Here is a 16,986-nt window from a genome sequence, read left to right as displayed (position 1 = left end):
GACCACCGTGACCACCCGCGATCAGAGCGACCGCAGCGACCACCGCGACCACCGCGACCACCGCGACAGAAAGGCTTGAGGCGCCGCCCCATGGACAGGCCAGCCGTTCCCGTCAGCACCGAAGAAGTTCTCCGCACGGAGGAAACCGAGAAGTACGGCGCGAAATGCGCCCGGCTCCTGGAGTTGTACCGCGACCCGGAATTCACCGCGGTGGCCCTGCCGGTATTTCCGCTCGACCCCGCGGACGCGTACGCATATCTGGCGCGGGAGCACTCCGAAGACGTCACCGCCACCCAGAAGGAACTCGTCGCGGGTTATGCGGCGCTCCTGCGGGACCTGCGCCCCGAACTCGCCGCCCGGATCGGCGCGGTGTGCGGCGACGCCCCCTGGATCGTCCGCAGCTCGGGCGCCGAGGACCAGGAGGACAACGTCAACGCCGGCGGCTACGAGAGCCTGGTGTGCCCGCGCCCCGAGGACCTGTACGCCACGGTCGCGGCGGTCGTCTTCAGCGGGTACGGCGAGCACTCCGTGGCCCAGCAGCGGCTGGCCGACCCGTCGTACCGGCCCTCGCCCATCGCCGCGTTCGTCCAGCCGCTCGTCGACGTCGACTCCGACGCCGGCGCCCCGGAGGCGGACCCGCCGGTCGCCCCGGTGGAGACACCACTGCTCGCCGAGGACGACGTCGCGGCCCTGTCGGGTCTCCTGGCCCGCCTCCACCGGCGGTTCGGCATGCCGCGACTGGACTCCGAGTGGGTGCTGGAGACCGACGCGGGAACCGTGTCCGTCACGGGGCTGACCGAACTCGGGCCGGACGGGCGGCTCGTGGGCCAGCTGTCGCTGGGCTTCGGCTTCGCCTCGGCGCAGCGCCTGGGCGACGGCGACAACAGCCTCGCCTGGCTGACCGGCGTGCCCGGCACCGTGCTGTGGCGGGGAGCCGTGCTGCGCCGGGTGGAGACCGGCCGGACGCGGCTCGTCCAGGTGCGGCCCGCCACCGCGTTCGACCCGGAGCCGTCGCTGGACATCCTCACCGACGCGTGCCGGGACGTCTGGCGGAGCACCTGCGTCGCCGCACCGGTCGACATCCTCGTGCCGCCGCGCCGGGTGCGGGCCTCGTCGTTCCTCACGTCGGTGCGCCTGGAGGACGCCTGGAGCCGCTATCTGCGCCTCGAGCCCGAGCAGCGGGAGCGGCTCGGCCATGTGCTGGTGGAGCGCGGCAGCCCCGCCGAGCACGCGGCGGTGATGTTCCGCCAGCACGGGGTCGCCGTGCTGCGGGGCCGCCCGGAGGACATCCCGGAGACCGCGTCGTACGCCCTGGCCGACCCGTGGACGCAGGAGTGCTACTTCGGCACGGGACGGCCGCCGGAGGTGGAGACCTCCCGGCGGCGGATGTCCGCCGTCCCGCAGGGCTGCCGGCTGCTGTTCGGGCGCGAGGACGGCGCGGAGGCGGCCGCCGCGGCGCGGACGGACGGGCGCCCGCCGGGACCCGCGCACATGCCCGGCGCGACCCGGCTGTACGAGCTGCCCCACCTGCCGCCCCGGGTGCGGGACCGGATCGTGCTGGACAGCTTCCTGCCGGCGCCGGACGTGTTCGTGCGGCGGGGTGCCGGCGTGGCGTCCCCGGCGTTCGCCGGCCGCACGGCGGAGGCCCTGCTCGACGGCGGCCTCCCGCCGCGACGGCTGGCGGAGCTGGTGCCGGACGCGGCGCGGGAGTACGCGCGGGGGCTGGCCGCCGCGCGATCGGCGGACGCGGAGGGCGTCGCCGCGGTGCTGCCGCGCTGCGCGGCCGTCGCGGCGGGACCGCTCGCCGCGGCCGTGGCGGGCTCCGCCGATGTGCGGATCCCCGTGGCCCTGGCCCGGCTCGACGCGTCCGCGACCGTCTCGGACACGGCGCTCGCCGCCGTGCTGCCGCCGGTCCTGGCCCTCGCCGCCAAGGGTGACGTGGACGGTACGGAGGCGGCGCTGGCCCTGCTGGAGGCGGTGGAGTCGCTGGCGGCGGCCATGCACGCGCTCGATGTGTACACGGCGGCGGAACGCGACGACGTGCTCGCCCGTACGGTCGCCGCCCTGCCCCTGGACGACGCGTCCCGCACCGGGGCGCTGTGCCGGTTCGCGGCCCGCTCGTCGGCGCCGCCCGCGGAGACGTACCGGCTGCTCGAACCCGCCGCCCGCGACGAGGAGTTCGCGGCGCGGTACCTGGCGGTGGAGCGCGGGCGGGTCGACCTGTCGGCCGCCGACGCGGGCGACGCGGCCCGGCGCGGCCACGCTCTGAACGCCGCGTACCGGGCGTACGCCGATCCTGGCGCCTGGTGCGGCGGCGTGGACGAGGTGCTCGTGGACCTGACCCGCAGCGATCTGATCGAGGCGTACGACAGCACGCTCAAGCGGTTGCTGCTCGACGTGGTCGAGCGGCTGGAGCCGGCCGCGTACGGCGCCTATCTGGAGGTGCTGGACGCGTGGCTGGGCCTGGTGGGCGCGTTCCGGCTCTCGGCCGAGGAGGAGCGGGCGGTCGCCGGGTTCGGCGCGTGGGTCGCGGCCTGGCGCGAGGCGCCGGTGCCCGAGGACTTCGGCCTGGAGGAGGAGCTGACCTGGGGCCGGCTGCTGGAGCTGGCCGCCGGGGGGACACCGGCCGGTGGTGAGGACGGCCCCGGCAACCCGCACCAGCTGCACAACGCGCTCCACCAGTGGCTGCTGGCCCGCACCGCCCGCTACCCCGCCGAACGGGCGCCCTCCGGGGTCCGCGAACTGCAACGCCTCTCCGACCGGTTCGGGCCGGGCGGCAACAAGCTGCTGCGCTTCACGCGGGACGCCGTCGAACTGGACGTACCGCTCGGCATCCACAAGGCGAGCCTGATGTTCCGCCCCGACCGGGTGGAGGGCGAGTGGACGGAACCCCCGGACGTCACGGAGGCGGAGGCGGGGCGCCTGACGGGCCTGACCGTCCTGCTGGACCGCTGCGGCGAGTGGTTCCCGGAACTGGAGTTCCGCTGCGAACGACTGCTCCTGGCAGGCACGTGGACCCTCCAGGTGGAGGCGCGGCCGGCGGCGGCGCCACCCGGCGGCGGGCGGCCGGCGGGCGCGGCGATGCCGGCCGGCGGCGAAGAGATGCCGCTCAGCGGCGAAGGGACGGCGGGTGCGGCGATGCCGGCCGGCGGCGAAGGGACGGCGCTCGGCGGCGGGCGGCTGACGCTTGCGCAGATGCGGCTGGCCCTCGGTGTGTTCCGGACACTCTTCGACGGCTCCTACGACTTCTCCTACGTACCGGCCGAGGACGTCGCGGACCTGAGCGGGGCGTTCCGGGAGCCGGGCTGGGCCCAGGTGTTCCGGTCGCTCGTCGAGTACCGGCTCGTCTACGACGACGCGGAGCTGTTCGAGACGCTGGAGACGCTGCCGCTCGGCACCGCGATCGGCATGCTCTGCACCGACGGGCGGATCCGCGCCGAGGTGCTGGCCGCGTCCGACGAGGGCGCCGAGGCGGCGCTCGCCCGGCTGGACGGGGCGTGGCGGCGGCTGGCCGGCACGGCCGATCCCGCCGAGTGGATCGCCACGCACAACCTGGTCCAGCAGCTCGCACTGCTGGTCGCCGCGCGGTACCCGGACGCGGCGGTGGAGGCCGTGGCCGCGGGCGGGCCGGGGGCGGCGGCCGCCCGCGTGGACGCGCTGGCCGCCGCCGTGCTGGCCCGCGGCGACCTGCGGGAGGCCGTCGTGCGGGCCTTCGCGCGCCGTCCGGGCGGGGACGAGGGGCTGTTGCGGCGGGCGCCGTGGCTGGTGGTGTCGGAGGCGAACGCGGCGGAGGTCGCGCGTCGGGTCGCCGCGGCCGGGCCGGCCGCGTACCGGCGCTGCAAGCAGTTCCTGGCGCACCGGTACGCCCACGTCCTGGCGGACGCGGGCCTGCTGCCCGGGCTCGTCGCCGACCTGGAGGTCGTGCCGTACGGACGCGATGCGCGGGGGGAGGCGCTGTTGGGGGCGGCGGTGGCTGCGGCGGGTGGCCGCCTGCGCCGCGACATCCGCGCGAAGCCCGCAGCCTGACGGCTCCGGCCGGGGGCCGTCCCCCGGCCGGGGCCGGCGCCGCCGTTCCTGTTGCGGGCATGCGTTCCGCCTGGGGGTCCCTCCTGGACGTAGTCCTTGGGGGAGGAACGGGTGTGCACAGCAGGAACGGTCCCCCGGATCGACATCCCCGCCTCCGCCTCCACCTCCACCATCACCATCACCAACACCATCACCATCACCAACGCGATGATCACCGTCCTGCGGCGCATCGCGAACCCCGCCGCGACCGCCGCACCTACACCCGCTTCCCCACCGCGACCTCCGCCGGCATCACCTACTTCAACGGCGCCTGGCAGACTTTCTCCACCGCCGCGGCCTGGAACATCACCGTCCCCGACTGGGCCTCCAAGGCCACCGTCCGCCTCGACGTGCTCCAGCTCAAGTACAGCGTCAACCCGTTCATCGGCGCTCTGCCCGCCGAGTTCGGCGCCTCCCTGACCACCGAGTCCGTCGTCCTCGACGACAACCAGAGCGGCATCCGCCGCGCCTCGGCGACCGCCGTCGGCGAGCTGACCGTCCCCGACATCTACCGCGGCACTACCCAGGCCCTGCGCGCCCAAGCCACCGGCATCAGCGGGTCAACCCCCACAGCACCGACCCCCACGACCCGATGGCCACTGTCCCGGCTCCGTCCGGGACGGCTGGTACCTCAAACTCGGCGAACTCGTCTTCGTCCAGACCCACATCGCCTGCTCGGCCGCCGGATCCGGCACCACCGGGATCACGATCTCCCTGCCATCCACCCCCTACCGCGGCTCCAGCGACTGCCGCCAGTACCTGCCGGCCTACGCGGGCGGCATTGCCGCCGGGACCAATGCCGCCACGGGCGGGGCCTGCATCGGGAACATCGACTTCAGCGGCTCCGGCGCCCAGATCGATCAGCTCCGCACCCGACCGACGTCCTGATCCGCGGCGAGAACCTCTCCGCCACTACGATTGTCACCTTCGCCGACTGGTACCGAGAGGTGTGACAAGCGTTCAACTCACCTTCGACCCGATCGGTCTTCTTCGTCGGGTGTTGGGCGGCGAAATGCCTCGAGTGTTGAGATCCTCACGGCTCCTACGACAATCGCCTGGACCAACACATCGTTAGCGCGTCGCACTCTTCTGAACCCGCGCCAGATCAGGAAAAGAGCAGGCTCGAGCAGGAGAAGCCAGTTCACTGATCCCAACATCGAGTACGCGGTGATACTCAAGACCATGAAGGCGAAACCCGCGTTCACCTTCAAGTCGGCCTCGGCATTCATCCGATCGTAGTCTGCGAACAGGTCCTTGTCAGCACCATACAATCGGTCACGTACCTCTGGAAGGTCTGCAAGGACACACTCCAGTGTCCTTTCACCTGGGTTCACCCCGCTTCCGTATGCCTTCCGCATGTGCGTCGAAAGTGAATTGAAACCTGACGGAGTTAGCACCAACCATCTTGTGCGCATGCTCGGCTTCATATGCTTTTCTGCGATGTCCTGAACAAAGCGGAGGACTGCGGAAGCTCGAATCTCCAGAAGGCTGCCCACAAGGTAGGCGACGAAGGAACCGGCAGCGAGAGCAGTCGGCTTCCCCATCCACTCCACGGCAGCAAAAAGTTGACTTAGTCGATCTCCGGCCTTTCCGGCCTGCGGAACCTTCTCGGAGAGGACAAGAAAGACGGCCACAAGGTAGATGTAACCGGCTGCCAGTGGCGTGCGGAGTTCCCGTAGTCCGGGAAGAAGCGAAGGGAGCACAGCTCATCGTTGTCCGGCATCGTCGCCTCTAAGACCGGGACACGCTGGCCCGCTGTCGAGCAGGGCAACCAGCAGCACGAAGCTGGCCTACGCTCAGCCATCAGGGGCGACCCTCCGCCCGGCTAGATCCCCCGAGGGACTGCCGCCTCCGGCACGGCCCGGGCGGCACACCACCCATCTGCCCTGGGCGCGGGGAGACCCAGGAGCACGGGCGCGTGCCCACCCACCTCACCATCGACGCATACGCGGTCCAGCCGCATCTCGACCGCACCGTCCTGGACCAGCGCAACCTGATCGCCCAGGGCATCCGCACCAGCCAACTCGGCCTCGACACGGACGTCGACACGCTCGACTCCTGCACCGGCAACGCCGCCACCGCCCCGCTGTCCAACATCCTCACCCCGGCCCGCGCGGCCGCCGTCGGCCTCGCCCTCACCGACGCGGCGGCCGCCGAGCGTTACGCCATCGACCTGTACGCCGAGGCCACCCGCCACGACCGTTGGCACACCGCCACCTGACCCGCCGACGACTGCGGCTCCTCCGGCCTCGGCGGCGCCGCCAATGCTTTGCGCGCCCGCGGCTTGGTCGACCAGGGCGCGGCTGGGCGCCACTGTCGAGAAGGACTTACTGCTGACAGGCTGGTCGCTGCGTAAGCCGCGGATCGCGCCCCCGGCACCGCGCCGGACTGTGCACGTACAAGAATTGCCCCGGAAGGCGTCCTGACCTGCAGTTTCACGAGTGCACGAGCGAGGACACAAGGCGGGACACAGGAACACGTCCTGCTCAGCTCGACGCGCCTGGCGTAGGGGGCGTGGCCGCTCCCGGGCTTCGCGTGAACTCGCCGTTCAGGCCCCGCCAGCCCGGGCCGAGACCGCGGCGCTGGCGGGTCGGCTCGCCGCTCAGCTCCGCGCGCAGGACTGCGGTGAATTCCGGAACGGCGGCCAACGCGCGGTCGGCCCCGGCACCGACCTGGCGCAGGGCGTCGAGCGCGTCGAGCGCGTCATCGGCCATCTCGGTGCTCCCCGGCCGCGATGGGGTTGGGCGCCGGGGCGATGCACTCGGCGACCGCAGGCCGAGCGGAACCGAGCGCTTCATGTCCGTTGGCGATGGCTTGAGCGCAACGGGCCTCTCCTATCTCACGGAAGGAGGGGTCCTTACCGGGCTCTGGCCGCAGTTCCGTGAATCCTCGGGGCAGCGAACAGAGCGACACATCGCCAGGCCGCTGCCCGGGGCCACATGACCGCGTGCGCTCCGCTTGTCGGGTCAGCCAGTGAGTGTCACACAGGGAAGGCCGACGCTCGCGCCGTCACGGAATCCCTCCGCACAAAGCCGGGTGCCCACTGGGAAATGACGCTGGGGGTATGCCTGGTCACGGTAGGCCCGAAACGCGGCGACGTCCTCGAGCTTCGTACGCGCGCTCCACCCGTTGGTGGTCCATACCCGCGCGGTAATCCTGTGTGGCTGGTTGGTGTTGGCGACGGAGACTTCCACCCTGCCCAGGTAAGTCCCATGGTCGTAGGTCTCGATACAGACGGAGTGGTTGCACCACTTGCCGGCAGCAGCAGCGGGCGGCGCAGCGGAGAGGACGATTCCGGCTGCTGCAGCCGTTGCCGAGACAGCGGCGACGATCTTCCGAAGTGGGGTCATGCTTCGAACAACGACCCCTCCCACTCCCTGTTACGAACCAGTGTCCGGGCCAAGCCCACCGGCACCCCTCGCCCCTCGCCTGTGGTTTCACGGAACTGCGGCCTGAACCTACCAGGGCCGACCAGCGCAGTCAGCGGTCACAGAGAAGGGCGGCTCGGGCCAGCCGGTGGCAAATCGAGCCGCCCCTGTGGATCAGAACCGGGTCTGGATCCAGAGGATGATCACGCTGACCGCGCCGCTGCCGAGGCTGTACGCGGCCCCGCGGATGACCTGGGCGTGGACAGAGCGTCCATGCCGGCGTGCCCACTTCCGCAGGTAGGCGGACGTGCGACCACGGAAACTGTCCACGGGTCGGCTGTCCATAGGGGCGAAGTCCTTGTTAGTCTGACCCATACCCGGTGAGTCCTTTCGTTGATCGACAAATGAGTCACCGTACAGGGAGCCCACCCGGCTACTTGGCCTAGGAAACCGTTGCCGATAGGGCTCCTTTTGCGTGTCGGCCATCTACGACGCCGAAACGACACGATGGACGGATCAGGGAGCAACTTCGCAGTGCTGCTTGGCTGCTGATGGCCGTTTGGCTACCGAATCGGCGCACCATCGACCCACCTTCGGTACACGATCAGAACAGATGCCAGGCCAGGCCAGTGGTTTGCATCACAGATGACGTGTCGCCGTAGTCATCCATGACGAAGCCCATCTCCGCGTTGCCGATCCGACGGTCTTGCCGGTCCCGGCGTTGCAGCGTCACGCAGGAACAAAGCGCAGGAGTCTGCATGTACATGGCTTACCCACACGAAAGCGACCGTCAGGAAGGGGGTCTGGAGCGCCTCTCGTAGCCACCCTCGAGGATGGGCTGCCGGACTCGACGTTCGGCAGCCAGAGGGCCGCTCACGCGTTTCCGCGTCGTCGGGACGAGGGCAGGTTGTCCGAATGTAGCGAACTTGCACAGTTGAGACTGAGCGCTTCACCTGGTGCGCGAGCCATTGACTTGGCGGGGCTGAGTGCTTCAGTTGGCGGGCAGGACAGCGGGCTGCCTTCCTACCTGCGGGGTCTTCGCGGAAACCGGTACGGGGGCTGGTACGGCGGGCTGTGCTGGGTGGCGTGGAGGTATCGATTCATACACCGGGGGCTGGGTCCCGGCTGGTGTGGTCGCACAGCTGCACTCTGGATGATCTCGTCGCGCCGTACGTCATCGCCCCGGGGGTCTTCGGGCGGCTGGGGACGGGGCCAGGATGAGCCCGGCGGTGGACGGCGGCGTGGAAGACATCCGGGGCGGAGGTGGCCGTCCCCTGACACAGGATGTCAGGGGACCGGTCCTAGCGTCTGCGGCATGACGAACAACGACTTCGCGTTCTTCACCGGCACCTACGACGTCGCCAACCGCTGGCGCAAGGACTTCCTCGACCCGACCGAGGGTGACGACCGTTGGGAGGAGTTTCCCGGCATCACCCGCGCCTCCTGCCACTTCGACGGCGCCGCCAGCTTCGATGAGATCGAGTTTCCGACCAAGGGCTTCTCCGGGCTGACCCTGCGGCTGTTCAACCCGGCGACCGCACAGTGGTCGCTGTACTGGGCCAGCATGCGGACCGGCACCCTCTTCCCACCCGTCACCGGCAGCTTCGGCGCGGACGGCACCGGCGTCTTCCACGGCGACGACGAACACGACGGTCGCAAGGTCAAGGCGCGCTTCATCTGGTCCGGCATCACCACCGACCGCGCCCACTGGGAGCAGGCGTTCTCCCTCGACAACGGGCGGACCTGGATCACCAACTGGCACATGGACTTCACGCGCCACACGGCCACAGACCGCGTCGCGTAACAGCGGCGGCGACGTCCTCGGGGCCTCCTCACCGGTGGTCTCAGCCTGGGCAGTCGGCCCGACTGCTGACCGCTACAGTCGGCGATCCCCGCCAACCGTGGCGGTCAATCACAAGTGCGCGCCCCTGGTGGGGCTTCGGAACTGGCCGCCGGAGCGCGCGTTCCTGGCAATGCGGCCCTCGCTCCGGGCAGCGCTTCCGTCCTGCCGTGGCCCACGCCAGCGGAACGTTGTGTCTCGCGTCGGACAACCTCTCCTTATCTGACGTCAGGAGTGCCGCCGAACGGCCGGTGACGAGAGGTCACCCCACGGACAGCTCCGCCTGCTCTGGCCGGCCTGGGGGACTCCCCACCGATCGAGGTCCTCGTGCCGACCGGCCCCAGTGCCGAATGCGGCATCGACGATGAGCCGCCGCTCATCCTGACCGGCGGCTCCGACGACTGGACCGTGGACAGCGCCACCGACCGGCCGGTCCTCACGCTGAACGCCGACTACCGCCCTGAGGCCCCGCTCCCTGCGCGCCACGACGGTGGGTGGGTCCGTGGGCGACTGACCCCCGGTGGGGGGTGGGGTAGGTGGGACCGCCCGCCCGGTGGGCCGCTCACCCCGGTGGGGCGGGACCGCCCGCCCGTGGGCGGCTCACCGCCGGTGGGGGGTGGGGTCGGTGGCGCCGTCCGTGTGTGGGCGGGTTGGCCCCGGTGGGGGTGGGCGTCGCCCACCCGATGAGGGGCGCCTCAGGCGCCCAGCTTCGTCTCGATCCATGTGACGCCGAAGCGCACCACGTCCCGCGCCTCGAAGAGGTGGCAGCGCGCCGCGCCCACGAGGCCGACGCGGCCGAAGCCCGCCGCGAGCATGTCCTCGGCGATGACTGTGAAGGGCCAGACCCCCTCGGGCACGACGCGCCCGTAGTCGAACGCCTCCGTCGAGGTGTCGACGTCCCGGAACCGTCGCCACACCCGCCGCCCTTCGACCGTGATGGGCTGTTCGTACTCGACGTACCGCTTGTCCGGCGCCTCGGCCAGGGCCTCCGCGTGGTGGAGCAGGGTCAGCGCGTCCAGGGGCGCGCCCAGCAGCAGGACGCGGCCGCCGGCCTCGGTGAGCCGGGCCAGGGGCGTGTCGGGGCCGTGCGGGTGGTCCCACGGGTGGTCGTCCATCAGGCGGTGGGCGGCGGGGCCGACGGCGACGAAGCTGGCGTCGGGGTGGCGGCTGCGCACGGCGCCCGGCCAATGGCGCAGCGCCTCGGGGACCCGGCCGTTGTTGTGGTCGGCCTCGCTGAGCAGCGGGTCGTAGGCGGGCCACTCGGCGCGGGCGGCCTCCCGCCAGGGCTCCGGCCAGTCGGCGAGGTCGTAGGGCGGGGCGTCGTTCCAGCCGCAGTACGCCATGAGGGTGCCGTCGTCGCCGACGGCCTCGGTCAGGGCGTCGATGACGGTCCGGGTGCCGCCGACGACGTACCCGAGGGCCGAGAGACTTGTGTGAATCATGACGATGTCGCCGTGGGCGACGCCCAGTTCCTTCAGGTCCCGCACCAGGCGGCCGCGGGTCACCGGGCCGCCGGCGCGCTCCAGCAGTTCTTTTTCGTCCACGCACCGGAACCTAACGCCGGGGAGGTCCGGCCCGCCCTTTCCCCGGCGCTTTCCGGCCACCGGGGATCAGCGAGCAGCCGTCGCAGGGAAACCCGCTCGACCTGGTGACCTCCTCGAAGTGATCCTTGGGCATGGAGTTCCTCTGCTACCACCGCGACCGGCCCGGCTCCCTGCCGCTGCGCGACGAGCTGCTCGAAGAGCATTGGTCCTACATGGACCAGTACGCGAAGGAGATGATCGCCCGGGGCCCGACTCTCGCCGACGACGGCGACACGCCCACCGGCAGCGTGCACATCGTCGATCTGCCCGATCCCGCCGCTGCCCGCGCGTTCGCCTTCGACGAGCCGAACTACCAGGCCGGCGTCTACCGGGACGTGCTGCTGCGACGGTGGCGCAACGTGCTGGGGCGCACCATGTGGGACTTCCCCGGCGGCCGGTACGGCGGCAACCGGTACCTGGTGCTCGGTCTCGGCACGGGGCAGGCCGCCGACGTCGCGGTGCCGCCCGACCGGAACGAGCTGATCGCCTACGGGCCGCTGCTGTCCGACGACGGCGCCACCTGGCTGGGCACGGCGGCGTTGGTCCGAGCGCCGGACCCGGACACGGCACGCGCCATCCTGACCCCGGACCGGTACGCCGGCATTGAGGTGCACAACTGGCAGTTCGGCGGGCGCCCGTCATAGCCGAGGATGTCCGTCGACATGGCCGTCGAAGCCCTTCGGGTCGCTGAGCGTCAGCCTGACGCACACCGGTGGATCCGTGGGTCGGCGGCGGGCCGGGCCCCGGGGCCGCATCCCGGGGCCCGGCCCGTCTCATCGGACGGCTCAGATGTCGATCACGCGGTACGCGATCGTGTACACGCCGCCCGAGCCCTCCAGCGACCGGTACTGGACCTCGGCGCCCGCCTCGCTGCCGGTGACGAGCGTCGCGCCGAGCTTGTCGTCCGAGCTGGTGCTGTCGTAGTCCCAGAGGGTCAGCGTCCTGGCCTGCTGCTTGCCCAGGATCAGCGCCGAGTTGCCGTTGGCGTCCTCCAGGGAGCGGACGTAGTTGGCGCCCATGGTCTGGTACTTGGCGCTGCCCGGCCACACCTTGACGGTGTTGCCGTTGGCGTCGGTGATCTTGATGTACGCCTCGTCGTGGTCGCCCTCGCTCTGCTGGTGGCAGGTCAGGGACAGCAGCTCGATCCGCACGTAGTCGATCGGCTCGGCGTGCGCGGCCCCGGCGGAGACGCCGACGCTGCCCAGGCCGAGCAGGGCGGCGGCGGTCAGACGGGCGGTGCGGTGCTTGCGCATGTGGATTCCCCCCACAGTCGGGGTCACCGGGAAGGTGACCTCGGTCGGTCCGGCCGCCTCTTTCCGACGGTCCGGAGTGCCGTCCCCTCGGCACGGCTCCACTCTGCTCGCCCGGCCGCCCGTCGTTCTACGCGCGTTCCGCTGAACGGAACGGCTCAGGGCAGCAGCACCGACGGGACGCGCGCCCCGGGCGCCGGTACGCCGCGGGCGAGGGCGCGGGTGAGGGCCGCCCCGGCCTCCGCGACGGCCTGGGCGACCGCGTCGAGCCGGTGCCCGGCGGGGACCATCGCGGCGAGCGCGGCGACGGTACGGCCGTCGGGACTGCGTACGGGCAGGGCGGCGCAGCACACCCCCTCCATCACGTCCTCCCGGTCGAACACGGCCCCGCCGCGGAGGGGACCGCGCAGGGCGCGGCCGGCCGCGGTGTCGAGCCGGAAGCTCATGCCGTCCCGTACGGGGACGACGGGTTCCAGCTCGCCGGGCACGGAGCTGACGGTCAGCGCGGAGTCGTCGCGCAGCACCGTGAGGACGACGCTGGCGCCGGTCATCGCGCGCAGGCGGTGCAGCGGCAGCCGGGCGACCGCGCGGAGCCCCGGGTGCGGCTGCCACGCCTGGCCGAGCCGGTAGAGCTGCGGGCCCACCCGGTAGCGGCTGCCCTGCCGCTCGACGGCGCCGACCGCCACGAGTTGGTCCAGCAGCCGGTGGGCGCTGCCCTTGGGCACGCCGCACGCCTCGGCCAGCTCGGTCACCCCCGCGTCGTCACCGTGCCGCCGCAACGCCTCCAGCAGGGCGAACGCCCCCTCCAGCACGCCGCGCCCCCGCGCGCGAACCGTCCCGTCCATGACACCCCCGAAAACGACGTGGACCCGACAGAGGGCACCATCCCGCACCACCCGCGTCGCGACGAAACCTTTCCGGGGCGTTTCCCGCGCGTCGGGCGCGCCTGCCGCACGCGGGGTGCGCCGGTGCCGCACAAGGCGTACCGTTGACACGCCCACGTCAAGTTGAGCGAAGCTCATGTTCCGCGCGGCGCTCAGGTCCTGGGAGGAGCGCACCATGCGAGGTCCCCTGCTCCTGTCGCTGTCCGTCGCGGCCCTCCTGTCCTGCGGGGCCGCCGCCACTCCACCGCCCGCCGCCCCGGCACCCGTTCCCGTGACGGCCGCCGCCCCGCCGTCGGACCTCGCCGCCTCCTGGCGGCCTCCTCTGAGCACCCGGGGGCGGTACGTCGTCGACGCCGACGGCAACCGCTTCAAGCTCAGGTCGGTGAACTGGCAGGGCGCCCAGGGATCCTGGAACGGCTCGGGCGACATCGACGACCCCGCGAACCATCACGACGGCGAGAAATCCGACCAGATGCCCCTGGGCCTGGACCGCGTACCGGTCGAGCGGATCCTCGCCACGTTCCACGAACTCGGCGTCAACAGCGTCCGACTGCCGTTCTCCAACGAGATGCTGCGCGACCGGCGCCCCGTCCCCGACGCCTCCGTCGCCGCGAACCCGCGGCTGCGGGGCATGACCCCGCTCCAGGTCTTCGACGAGGTGGTCGCGGCCGCCACCGCCGAGGGGTTCGCGGTGGTGCTCAACAACCACACCAACACCTCCCGCTTCTGCTGCGGCCTGGACGGCAACGAACGCTGGAACACGAGCCAGTCCACCGCGCAGTGGGAGGCCGACTGGCTCGCGCTGGCCCGCCGCTACCGGGACAACAAGCGGGTCGTCGGCGCCGACCTCTACAACGAGGTGCGCCGCACGGTCACCGACGACGCCAACTGGAACGGCGGCGACGCCCACGACTGGTGGGCCGCCTCCCAGCGCCTCGGCGACCGGCTCCTGACCGAGGCCAACCCGGACCTCCTCGTCATCGTCGAGGGCATCAACTGGCAGGGCATCCCGGTGGACGGGCTGCCGCACTGGCGGCCGACGCTCGAACCGGTCCGCGCCGTCTCCCACACGCTGGTCGACTCCGGGAAACTGGTCTACTCGGCGCACTTCTACGGGTACACCGGCCCGAACCACACCGGCGCCACCGGCCTCGGCGAGACCAGCGACCCGCGCTACCGGGACCTCTCGCGTGAGGAGCTGTTCGCGACCCTCGACCGGCAGGCGTTCTTCGCGCGGACCGCGGGACAGCACTTCACCGCGCCGGTGTGGATCAGCGAGTTCGGTGCAGGCCACGACGAGACCGACCCCCGGACGCGGGCCTGGTTCGCCGCCTTCGTGGACCATCTGATCGCGCGGGACGCCGACTTCGCCTACTGGCCCGCCGTCGGCTGGGCCGGTCACGGGACGTGGGCGCTGGCCGACTTCGACCGCTCGGGCCGCCGTTCCGGGGTCCTGGAGGGCGGCGACTGGCGCGCCGCCGACTGGCGTCGGCTCGTCACCGCGCCCCACCGCACCGGACCCGTCCCCCGCTCCGACGCCTGGGACATGCTGAACCTCGACCACGCCGACGCCGTGCAGTCGCGGGGCGTCCGGGCACGCGGCGACTGGGACGAGGGAGCCCGCAAGGGCGTGTGCCCCGACGGGCAGCGGCTCGTGGGCCTGGCCCACCGGGGCGGCCGCGGCCTGTGCACGGATGCGGGGGCCGCCCCCGCGGCGGACCCCTCGACCGTGCCCGCCGTCGTCCGCGACGAGCGCCATGTGGGGCCGGGCGACTGGGCGTACGGCTACACCAAGTACCAGTGCGGCGCGGACCGGTTCCTGATCGGCTACAGCCTGCGCGGCGCGGCGGTGTCCGCCGTGCTGTGCGCCACGGCGGACAGGGGGCTCGGAACGGACGGGCGGACCGTGTGGTTCGACCGGGGCGACAACCGGCCGGACGGCGGCCCCGGCGGCGACTTCGCGCACGGCGCCTTCAAGGGCCAGTGCGGGACCGGCGAGTACGCCGCCGGTGTCGCCTTCAGCCACGCGTGGGCGCGGGGCGGCGCGCCCGCCGCGCTGCTGTGCCGCAGGGCCTGAGCCCGGTCACCCGGCCGTGAAGAGCTTGCCGACCAGTTGCTCGCGGTGCAGGGCGGACTCCAGGTCCTCGTCGACGAAGCAGAGCATCACGCCCTTGCGGCCGGGGTGGTAGGCAGCCAGGACGACCGCGCCGCGGCGGGTCTCCGGGTCGTACGCGTGCCCCGACTCGCGCAGCCGCCGCAGCGCCGCGCCGAACGACGGCACCTCCCAGCCGGTGGGCCAGACCCGCTCCAGCAGGATGCGGTCCCGGCCGAAGCCCTCCCCCACGACCCGCTTGCCGACGATCTCGTAGATGTGGGTGGAGCCCGTCGCGCGGCCGTTGTACTCGGTGAACAGGACCTCGCCCGCCGGCGTGACCACCGCGTCGGCGCTCAGGACGCCCCGGTAGCCCATGGCCCGCAGCCCCTCGGAGATCCGCCGGCCGCCCTCCACCAGCGTGTGCAGCTGCCGCTCGTCCAGGTCCGGGGCGGGCATCACCTGCGCGTCCGGGAGCGGCCGGTACTGCATCTCGCCGTGACCGCCGAGCCGGCAGCCGTCGTCGGAGAGCCAGAACTCCGCGAAGTAGGCGCGGCTGTCCGGGTGGTAGCGCTCGACGACCACCCGGTGCCGGCCGCCCGCGGTGAGCCAGTCCCAGCGCTCGTCGAGGTACGCCCGCAGCCCGGCACCCACACCGCCGCTGCCGCTGTCGGCGGCGCCGAGCACCCGGATCTGCCGCGCGCCGCGCAGGGGTACGTCCGGGGTGCGGCTGACGATCTCGTTGCCGTCGCTGCCGGAGCCGTAGTCCTGCTTGAGGATCACGGGGCTGCCGTCGTCGAGGATGCGCGCGATGTGCAGCTCCGCGCGCCGCGGGTCCGCGCACACCGCCCCGTCGGGGAGGGGCGCGCCGACGCCTGCCGCGACCGCGCGGAACACGGCCTTGCTGCTGCCGAGGAGTCCGCCGCTCTGGCCGAGGAACCCGTGTCCCTGGAGCGCCTCCGGGCAGCCCAGGGCGCCGGCCAGCTCGGCGACGGCGGCGTCCGGCCACAGCGCGAAGATCTCGTCCGCCGGCTGTCCGCCGAGCAGGTCGCGCAGGGCGACGAGGAAGCCGGGGTCGGCCAGCCGGTCGGCGGTCAGGACACCGGTGCCGACGCGTCCCGGCGGCGGGACCAGGATGCGCAGGGAGGCCCGGCGGGTGCCCGTCAGCGAGGTCACGTACGCCAGGAACTCCTCTTCGGGCCGTACGGGGAGGACGAGGATGTCGCCGTCCTCGGCGAACCACGCGAGCCGCTGGACCGCCCAGCCCGTGCCGGCCGGTTCCTCCAGTTCCTCGCTCCAGTCATTACCGACGAGAACCCGCACCATCGCGCACCTCCAAGGTCGCGCCCATTCTTTGTCCCTGACGAAGAACTTCCGCTTCCTTGCGCCGCGGTCGGCCAATTCTCCGGACGGCTCCGACGGGGTGTCAAGAGCGCGACGGGGCACCCGGAATTCCGTTTCCGCGGACCGCGCGCCGGTTTCGGCCAGTGCAATTCGGCGGGTCTCCGTATGGCCGGATCCGCCCCCTTGTCGGCCGCACGGCCCATTCCTACCATCGGGATCGGCCCACCAACTGCCTGACGGTACGGGGAAGGAGGTGGAGCATGGAGCGCGAAATCATCTGGAGCGAGATCGAGGAATCCGACCTCGCGGAGATCGTTTCGTCGAGCAACGTCAAGGACGTGAGCGTCGTCTCGTCCAGCAACGTCAAGGACTGACCTCGAGGACCGACCAGCGCATGAGCCGGGCCCTTTCCCCGGCCCGGCACGGTCGTGGCGCGGCTCGTCGACGAATACCGCGTGACCGGCCGTTTTCACGGGGGAAGGCCCGGTTTCACCGGACGGCCGGGGGTCTCCCGGACGGCCGGAGTCCGCACCGGCCGGCGCCGCCGGGAGAACCAAGGG

15 protein-coding genes are annotated in these 16,986 nt (G+C 72.1%); 7 read left to right on the top strand and 8 right to left on the bottom strand.

Features of this window, described 5'->3' with window-relative positions; translation table 11 throughout:
- The first annotated feature begins 90 nt into the window (after positions 1 to 90).
- Positions 91 to 4,026 (top strand): hypothetical protein, encoded by a 3,936-nt coding sequence (locus tag ABEB09_RS31495; RefSeq protein ID WP_345693315.1) that lies wholly within the window; start codon positions 91 to 93, stop codon positions 4,024 to 4,026.
- A gap of 113 nt (positions 4,027 to 4,139) precedes the next feature.
- Complete coding sequence (locus ABEB09_RS31490) at positions 4,140 to 5,018, top strand: hypothetical protein (RefSeq protein ID WP_345693314.1); 879 nt, start codon at positions 4,140 to 4,142, stop codon at positions 5,016 to 5,018.
- A 12-nt stretch (positions 5,019 to 5,030) separates the two neighbouring features.
- Here the strand turns inward: ABEB09_RS31490 and ABEB09_RS31485 are convergent, their stop codons facing one another.
- The gene (locus ABEB09_RS31485; RefSeq protein ID WP_345693313.1) at positions 5,031 to 5,699 is read right to left on the bottom strand and encodes a hypothetical protein; all 669 of its coding nucleotides are present in this window, start codon (positions 5,697 to 5,699) and stop codon (positions 5,031 to 5,033) included.
- Between the two features lie 284 nt (positions 5,700 to 5,983).
- Between ABEB09_RS31485 and ABEB09_RS31480 the strand changes: the two genes are divergently transcribed.
- Positions 5,984 to 6,286: a hypothetical protein gene (locus ABEB09_RS31480; RefSeq protein WP_345693312.1), complete on the top strand. Its 303-nt coding sequence runs from the start codon at positions 5,984 to 5,986 to the stop codon at positions 6,284 to 6,286.
- A gap of 265 nt (positions 6,287 to 6,551) precedes the next feature.
- On the opposite strand, the gene ABEB09_RS31475 is transcribed toward ABEB09_RS31480, so the two are convergent.
- The 3 genes from ABEB09_RS31475 to ABEB09_RS31465 all read right to left on the bottom strand — a co-directional run bounded on the left by ABEB09_RS31475 (position 6,552) and on the right by ABEB09_RS31465 (position 8,166).
- Positions 6,552 to 6,779: a hypothetical protein gene (locus ABEB09_RS31475; protein WP_345693311.1), complete on the bottom strand. Its 228-nt coding sequence runs from the start codon at positions 6,777 to 6,779 to the stop codon at positions 6,552 to 6,554.
- A gap of 828 nt (positions 6,780 to 7,607) precedes the next feature.
- Positions 7,608 to 7,778: a hypothetical protein gene (locus ABEB09_RS31470; RefSeq protein WP_345693310.1), complete on the bottom strand. Its 171-nt coding sequence runs from the start codon at positions 7,776 to 7,778 to the stop codon at positions 7,608 to 7,610.
- Positions 7,779 to 8,037: 259 nt separating this feature from the next.
- On the bottom strand, positions 8,038 to 8,166 hold the full coding sequence (locus tag ABEB09_RS31465) for a hypothetical protein (RefSeq protein ID WP_345693309.1): 129 nt from the start codon (positions 8,164 to 8,166) through the stop codon (positions 8,038 to 8,040).
- Between the two features lie 582 nt (positions 8,167 to 8,748).
- Between ABEB09_RS31465 and ABEB09_RS31460 the strand changes: the two genes are divergently transcribed.
- Entirely contained in the window at positions 8,749 to 9,237 is a 489-nt protein-coding gene (locus ABEB09_RS31460) for a hypothetical protein (RefSeq protein ID WP_345693308.1), read from the top strand.
- A gap of 731 nt (positions 9,238 to 9,968) precedes the next feature.
- Here ABEB09_RS31460 and aac(3)-VIII read toward each other — a convergent pair.
- Entirely contained in the window at positions 9,969 to 10,817 is an 849-nt protein-coding gene (gene aac(3)-VIII, locus ABEB09_RS31455; protein WP_345693307.1) for an aminoglycoside N-acetyltransferase AAC(3)-VIII, read from the bottom strand.
- A 131-nt stretch (positions 10,818 to 10,948) separates the two neighbouring features.
- On the opposite strand from aac(3)-VIII, the gene ABEB09_RS31450 reads away from it, so the two are divergent.
- Entirely contained in the window at positions 10,949 to 11,500 is a 552-nt protein-coding gene (locus ABEB09_RS31450) for a YciI family protein (RefSeq protein ID WP_345693306.1), read from the top strand.
- A gap of 141 nt (positions 11,501 to 11,641) precedes the next feature.
- Here ABEB09_RS31450 and ABEB09_RS31445 read toward each other — a convergent pair whose 3' ends face one another.
- Together ABEB09_RS31445 and ABEB09_RS31440 are read right to left on the bottom strand one after the other, a co-directional pair.
- Entirely contained in the window at positions 11,642 to 12,109 is a 468-nt protein-coding gene (locus ABEB09_RS31445; protein ID WP_345693305.1) for a hypothetical protein, read from the bottom strand.
- A 155-nt stretch (positions 12,110 to 12,264) separates the two neighbouring features.
- A complete protein-coding gene (locus ABEB09_RS31440) occupies positions 12,265 to 12,951 on the bottom strand; it encodes an IclR family transcriptional regulator (protein ID WP_345693304.1) in 687 nt (228 codons plus the stop codon).
- A gap of 214 nt (positions 12,952 to 13,165) precedes the next feature.
- Here ABEB09_RS31440 and ABEB09_RS31435 point away from each other — a divergent pair, with 214 nt between their 5' ends.
- Positions 13,166 to 15,067 (top strand): glycoside hydrolase family 5 protein, encoded by a 1,902-nt coding sequence (locus tag ABEB09_RS31435; RefSeq protein WP_345693303.1) that lies wholly within the window; start codon positions 13,166 to 13,168, stop codon positions 15,065 to 15,067.
- Positions 15,068 to 15,073: 6 nt separating this feature from the next.
- Here the strand turns inward: ABEB09_RS31435 and ABEB09_RS31430 are convergent, their stop codons facing one another.
- Entirely contained in the window at positions 15,074 to 16,408 is a 1,335-nt protein-coding gene (locus ABEB09_RS31430) for a preATP grasp domain-containing protein (RefSeq protein ID WP_345693302.1), read from the bottom strand.
- Positions 16,409 to 16,686: 278 nt separating this feature from the next.
- Between ABEB09_RS31430 and ABEB09_RS31425 the strand changes: the two genes are divergently transcribed.
- Complete coding sequence (locus ABEB09_RS31425; protein ID WP_345693301.1) at positions 16,687 to 16,800, top strand: pheganomycin family RiPP precursor; 114 nt, start codon at positions 16,687 to 16,689, stop codon at positions 16,798 to 16,800.
- Positions 16,801 to 16,986 lie beyond the last annotated feature (186 nt).

Origin of the sequence: Streptomyces coeruleoprunus, assembly GCF_039542925.1 — a bacterium.
Classification (GTDB): Bacteria; Actinomycetota; Actinomycetes; order Streptomycetales; family Streptomycetaceae; genus Streptomyces; species Streptomyces coeruleoprunus.
Note: the sequence above shows the minus strand (reverse complement) of the source record. Positions and strands in the feature narration are given on the sequence as shown.